Source organism: Rhodococcus sp. ENV425, from assembly GCF_002887785.1.
In the GTDB taxonomy this organism is placed as follows: Bacteria; Actinomycetota; Actinomycetes; order Mycobacteriales; family Mycobacteriaceae; genus Rhodococcus; species Rhodococcus aetherivorans.
The window spans coordinates 10,638-13,759 of sequence record NZ_PCZU01000307.1; the positions used below are offsets into that span (position 1 = coordinate 10,638).

The 3,122-nt window shown below is 72.2% G+C and carries 1 protein-coding gene; it reads right to left on the reverse strand.

All coding sequences use genetic code 11. The features are described from left to right. Positions 1-3,122: type VII secretion protein EccCa (eccCa, locus tag CQZ88_RS28935; RefSeq protein ID WP_258008874.1), on the reverse strand; the 3,122-nt coding region annotated here is incomplete at both ends.

The window sequence follows — 3,122 nt, forward strand, 5'->3', positions numbered from 1 at the left end:
GGTCGACGACCTCGGAGCTGCCGTCCACACGCGGCAGCGCGGACAGCACGTGCAGTCCGTGGCGGTCGATGCCCCGGCCCGGGCGGCCCTCCGGCACCGCCGCCGCCTTCTTGCGGCCGTACTCGGAATCGGCGGGGTCGCCGAGGCGCAGCTCGAGGCGGGTCCCGAGATGGTCCCGCATCGCCGGCCGCACGTCGCCCCACCGCGGTGCGGTGAGCACCACGTGGATGCCGAAGGACAACCCCTGCGCCGCCAGCACGCCGACCTGCGGCTCCAGCGCCTCGAAATCCTGCCGGATGCTGGGCCAGCCGTCGATCACGAGGAACACGTCGCCGAAGGCATCGACGTCCGCGGCCGGACCGCCGCCCTCCCGGCGGCGGCGCAGTTCGGCCATCGACTCCAGGCCCAGCGCGCCGAAACGACCCTCCCGGCGCCGCAGCAGGGCAGTCAGTTCGGCGATCGTCCGGCGCACCCGGTCGGCGTCGAGCCGGTTGGCGACCGACCCGACGTGCGGAAGGCCCGCGAGCCCGGCGAGGGATCCGCCCCCGAAGTCCAGGCAGTAGAACTGGACCTGCTCGGGAGTGTGCGTCATCGCCATCGACAGGACGAGGCTGCGGAGCACCGTCGACTTGCCGGAGCGCGGCCCTCCGACGACGACCACGTTGCCCGCCGAGCCGGCGAGATCCACCAGCAGCGGATCCCGCCGTTGCTCGAACGGGCGGTCCACGATGCCGATCGGCGTGCGCAGGGTGCTCCGCGGCAGCACGTCGCCGGTGAGCAGAGACCGCGGGACCAGTCGGTCCAGGCTCGGCGCCGCGTCGAGGGGCGGCAGCCAGACCTCGTGCGCGGGGGTGCCGTGACCCCGCACCCGGCCGATCAGGACATCGAGCACGGAGCGGCTCTCCTCCGCCGGGACCGGATCCACGCCGGGCTCGGCCGGCCCGGGACCCGGTTCGAGGTGCGCGAGGGGTACTTCGGCCGTGGTGAACAGCCGCGGCCGGGAGGTCGCCGTGCCCGGCCTGATCACCGACCGGCCCGAGCGGCGGGGCTCGTAGGGACCCGACACGTAGGCGGCCGCGAACCGCACGATCTCCGCCGAGTCGCACTTGAGGTATCCGGTGCCCGGCGACGGCGGCAGATGGTAGGCGTCGGGGACTCCGAGAACGCTTCGGGACTCGTTGGCCGAGAAGGTCTTCAAGCCGATTCGGTAGGAGAGGTGACTGTCGAGTCCGCGCAGCCGGCCCTCGTCGATCCGCTGACTGGCCAGCAGCAGATGCATGTGCAGGGATCGTCCCAGCCGTCCGATCGCGGCGAAGAGTTCCGCGAATTCCGGTTGTTGCGTGAGCAGCTCGGAGAACTCGTCCACGACGACGAACAACGCCGGCAACGGAGCCAGCGCGGCACCGCCGGCCCGGGCGCGCTCGTAGTCGCCCACATTCGCGAAGTTCCCTGCCGCGCGCAGCAGTTCCTGCCTTCGGTTCATCTCGCCCTCGAGGGCGTCCTTCATCCGGTCGACCATGGCCAGTTCGTCGGCGAGGTTGGTGATCACCGCCGCGACGTGCGCGGCCGACTCGAGCCCGAGGAAGGTTGCGCCGCCCTTGAAGTCGACGAGGACGAGATTCAGCGCATCGGGGGGATGCGTCGCGATCAGACCGAGCACCAGGGTCCGCAGCAGTTCGGACTTCCCGGACCCGGTGGCGCCGATACAGAGTCCGTGCGGCCCCATCCCGCCCTCGGCAGCCTCCTTCAGATCCAGTTCGACCGGTGCACCGTCGGTTCCGATTCCGATCGGCACGCGCAGCCGGTCGCGGCCCCGTCGCGGCGACCACGCCCGCTCCGGATCGAACTGTGCGACGTCACCGAGACCGAGCAGGTCTTCCCATGGCGCCGAACGATTCTCCCCGTTGCCGGACTCGGCGACCCGCTGGGCGGCGCGGTACGGTGCCAGGCGCCGTGCCGCCGTCTGCGCCTGCGCGACGCTCGCTCCGTCCGGGACCGCGAAGGTCTCCACGCGTTCGCCGGCGCGCGCACCCAATCGGCCCTCACCGACGACGAGTTCGAGCCCGCGGGTGGCCGACAGCCGGGGCATCGACGCGGACAGGTCCAGGACCGTGACGGAGTCGAGCCCGTCGTCGAGGATCCCCGACCCGGGGCCGGGTACGCCACCGTCGATCACGATCACCAGTTGGGGCACACCGTCGACCGGTGGGGTGTTGCGGACGAACCGGCCGCGGCCCGTCAGGCGGTCGGCGAACGCGGTCTCGAGATCCCGGACCGAGCCGAACACGGTGCGGGCGCTGCCCGCACCGTCGGCGATCTCGGGGTTCTGGGCGTGCGGCAGCCACTTGACCCACTCCCACTCCGGGGCGGTGTCCGGACCGCACACCACGGCGATCCGCAGCACGTCCGTGCTGTGGAAGGTGCACAGTTGCAGCAGCATCGCCCGCACCAGATCACGGGCCGCGGGGCGATCGCCGCCGAGCGACACCGCCGCGAACCCCCGCAACGACACCGCGGTCGGCAGGGCCGGTACGACCGAGTGCGCGCGCACGAACCGGCGCAGCGGCACGGCCGCCACCGGTTCGAGGTCCTCGACGGGACCCGTGTCGGGGGCGATCAGCCGGGTTGCGAGGCGCTGGCCGCTGAGCCCGACCCGCACGTGGCAGAAGTCGGCGTCGGCTCCGTCGCGTTCCCACATGCGCACCGTTCCCGCGAGCGTCCACAGCACGGCCGGGTCGGGGTGCGTCCACTCCAGGGCCCTCCGCTGCCGGTCTGCGGTGTCGTGGACCTCCCGCCGGAGCTGATCGAGATACCGCAGGTAGTCCTTGCGGTCCTCGTCGGCCTCGGCCGCTTTCGCCCCGCCTCCGCGGCCGCCGCCGGCGAGCATGCCCACCATCGAGACGATCATCATGAGCGGGAAGACGAGCGACATCGGACTTCGCGCCATCCCCGAACCGAACATCAGCGCCACCATGCCGATCATCGCGGCGACCATCACGACGGGCAGCAGCTTCGCCAGGAGATTTCCCGGCGTCGAACGCGGAATCTCCGGCGGGGCCTGCATTCTCACCTCACCCGCCGGCACGCGTGGCACCTCGCGCCGCGGCCTGCGCACGAACCGC